This window comes from Endozoicomonas sp. SESOKO4 (assembly GCF_024606275.1).
Window position 1 is genome coordinate 1 of sequence record NZ_JAHHPS010000613.1, and the last position, 2,757, is coordinate 2,757.

At 46.1% G+C, this 2,757-nt stretch carries 2 protein-coding genes; one reads left to right on the plus strand and one right to left on the minus strand.

Annotation, left to right across the window (positions count from 1 at the left end):
- Window positions 1-29: 29 nt before the first annotated feature.
- Window positions 30-1,511 carry a maltoporin LamB gene (gene lamB / locus KDK16_RS11945; protein WP_257276292.1) on the minus strand — a complete coding sequence of 494 codons (1,482 nt, stop codon included), beginning with the start codon at window positions 1,509-1,511 and terminating at the stop codon, window positions 30-32.
- Window positions 1,512-1,880: 369 nt separating this feature from the next.
- Between lamB and KDK16_RS11950 the strand changes: the two genes are divergently transcribed.
- On the plus strand, window positions 1,881-2,757 hold an 877-nt coding region (locus KDK16_RS11950), incomplete at its 3' end, for a MalM family protein (protein WP_257276293.1).

The following is a 2,757-nucleotide window of genomic DNA, read 5'->3' on the forward strand; positions in this document are numbered from 1 at the left end:
CCGCCTTTTTGTTCATTTCAGATTACGGATTACCACCAAGCTTCAAACTGCACGCCGTATGTCCAGCCGTCAGAGTCCACACCAAAGGTGTTTGCGATTTGAGGTCTTGTGGTTCCTGTATCGAAGTAGTCAAGGCCCTCCACTGAACTGCATGTTTCTTCACCGTAATCAGTTATGCTACATAATGGAGTGCCTGTTTTGTCGGTAGGGAGCAGATTGGGATTCTCAACAGCGTCCCATTTTGCGTACGTAGCAAATACTCTGATCACCGGTCTGACAAATGCTCCAAACTTTGGATGGAATTGTTGAGCTATTGTGAATTTGGTCACCTGACTGTCAAAACCTTGGCCTTTTCCGCTGTCTAAAGTACTGTCATAAAAGGCATTTTCAACTTTGTCCCAACCCAGCTCAATTGCAGTACTGGTGATTTCGGTCCACTTCCAGATGGGTCTGATACCGGCTGTTATCCAGCTTCTCTTGTCAGGCAACGAGGCATCCAGTTTTTGAGCTTCTTCGTCGTACTCGACCTGTGTCCAGGCTGCAACGTACATGATGTCCATTTGGTCACTCAGAGAGAATGAACCATGATCAAGCACCCTATAGAGCTTGTTGCCCTTGTACCACTCTGCTGAGGCTATATCTCGGCCAGTTGAACCAACGCCTGGACCTGTCATGCCATCATTAGCGTATTGCACTGCAAATTTGTTAAAACCATCCAGAACCTCCCAGGTCAGCTCGGCTGTGAGCAGCCATCCGTCTTTATCAAGAAACTCTTTGTAGACAGACTTGTCAGGAGGGTTTCCCTTGCCGTAGTCAACTCCTAGTTCAAGGCTGAGATTGTCCATGAGTCTCAAATCCTTAAGTCGGAGATCTATGACATCGGTTTCAACAGCTTGTTCTTGGTTAGCCCCACTGCTATCGAAATATTCTACCTTGGGTGTATGTCTTAGCCAGGCAATATCAAACTTGCCTATGCCAACATCGATATCCTGAATACCGGCTCCGGGGCCAGAAACATCCCAGTAGTACCAGTCATTCATATGAACATCATGTCTTTGGTAAAAGCGTTTGCCGGCCCAGAGCATGGCCTCCGGCATACCTTCCATGATATTCCTGGCCTGTAAGTTAACTTCCCTCAGGGCAAATTCATTGTTGCCATAATAATTGTCGCCCATTCCGGGCATTTCCCAGTCATTGTTCTGAAAAACTTTGTAGGCGATATTGGTATCCAGCCTGAACGAAGTGTTGTTATCATCTGACAGCTCAGCACCGAGCTTGAGCTCTGTGTAAGTTTCACACTCGTTACCCAGACGATATTTGGCGGGTGCTCCTGCCGCTTTAAAGCAGGCCTGATCTCCTCCCTCTGCTGAACGACCTACGCCTGAGCGCGCATAGCCGTGAAAATCAACATTGACTTCTTCAAAGCCCCAGGAAAGCGCAGGGAGGGAAGCGAGAGAAATAACTCCAATACTGCGACCCAGAGCAGATAGAGTACTCTGTATCCGAATCATTGCCATTTACCTTGTGTGTGTACGACAGTTGACCAGAGCTAACCGTTGGCTGAGCTGCTCTGGTCTGTTGCCATGAAGATGCGGTTTTCCCGAGTTCCGAAGCCATTTCATGTTCATGGCGGCTTGAGTAAATAAACCGAATGGATCTGAGAATTATGTTTTCGGTGTACCCGTAGGAAATCTAGACCAGAGATTCACAATCAGCAAAGTGATTAAGAAAAAAGAAGAGTTAATACAGTTTTTTATCCAGCCTGGCTCAAATACGACTATGTTTGCAGACAGGCTCCCGGAGCCTGTGCAGCAATACTGTAACTGAGAGTGAAAAAATGCTGCATTTTATTGTTGATCGTGAATTCAGGTATACAGTTTATGAGTTTACTGAGAGGTATCGAAATATTCGGCACTGAAAATGGTCGAATTAAAGGATTATTAAAGGGGATGTTTTATAAAGAACGACATGTGTCAGGCGTGATGAAAAAACAGTTTCTTTTCGCATGTATTCTTGCCCCTGTCATAACCCTGATGGGCTGCTCTCATTTTAATATCCGGGAAAAAACAATAAAGCAGCCTGACTCAGAAAGTAAAGTGTACAACTCAGTTAAGGACATTACTTGTCATCCACTAAGGTATCCTGCCGGCAAAAAACAGGCTCGCATTGTCGTTAACGAGTTCACTTCAAGACTAAAACAATCCTCCGGAGAGACTCCGGTTCTGGCTTTCAGTCTGCCGCCAACGGGCATTCATAAAGTGACTATAAACAGCTATGTGGTCAAGGATGATGATAAGGAACAGCTGTTCTATCCAGCGGTTGCACTGCTCGATCAGTCTCATAGCATCATAGCCCAGGTACCTGAACGTCAGATCAAGTATAAAAAGCCCGGGCTTACCAACGCTGAAAGTATTGAAGCTCAATTCACCATCGATAATGACAAGCTTTCCAGCGAACAGGCAGTTTGCATGCTTGTCTATACCACGGATGAACTGAGGAAAGGGAAAACAACCTTGATGAATGAGGCTAAGGAATATGCCAGAGCTTACGGTGTTGTTGCACCGCCGGTGCCTGATCCTGTTGCTATTCATGGCAATGCAGGGCATCTGGCCATCAGTATAAAAAGTTCAGAGGTGGCTTTTGCTCCAATGCCCAATACTCCTTTAGCTGCCTCTGCTGCCGTGATACCAGGAGCGTTGTCAGTGGAAGAGGATCCTTTTACAAAAGAAGTCCGGCAGCATTATGTTGATGCTGTTA

Bases quoted from the DNA above. Each gene is read 5' to 3' on its own strand.
- lamB (WP_257276292.1), bottom strand. From the start codon at position 1,511: ATGATTCGGATACAGAGTACTCTATCTGCTCTGGGTCGCAGTATTGGA.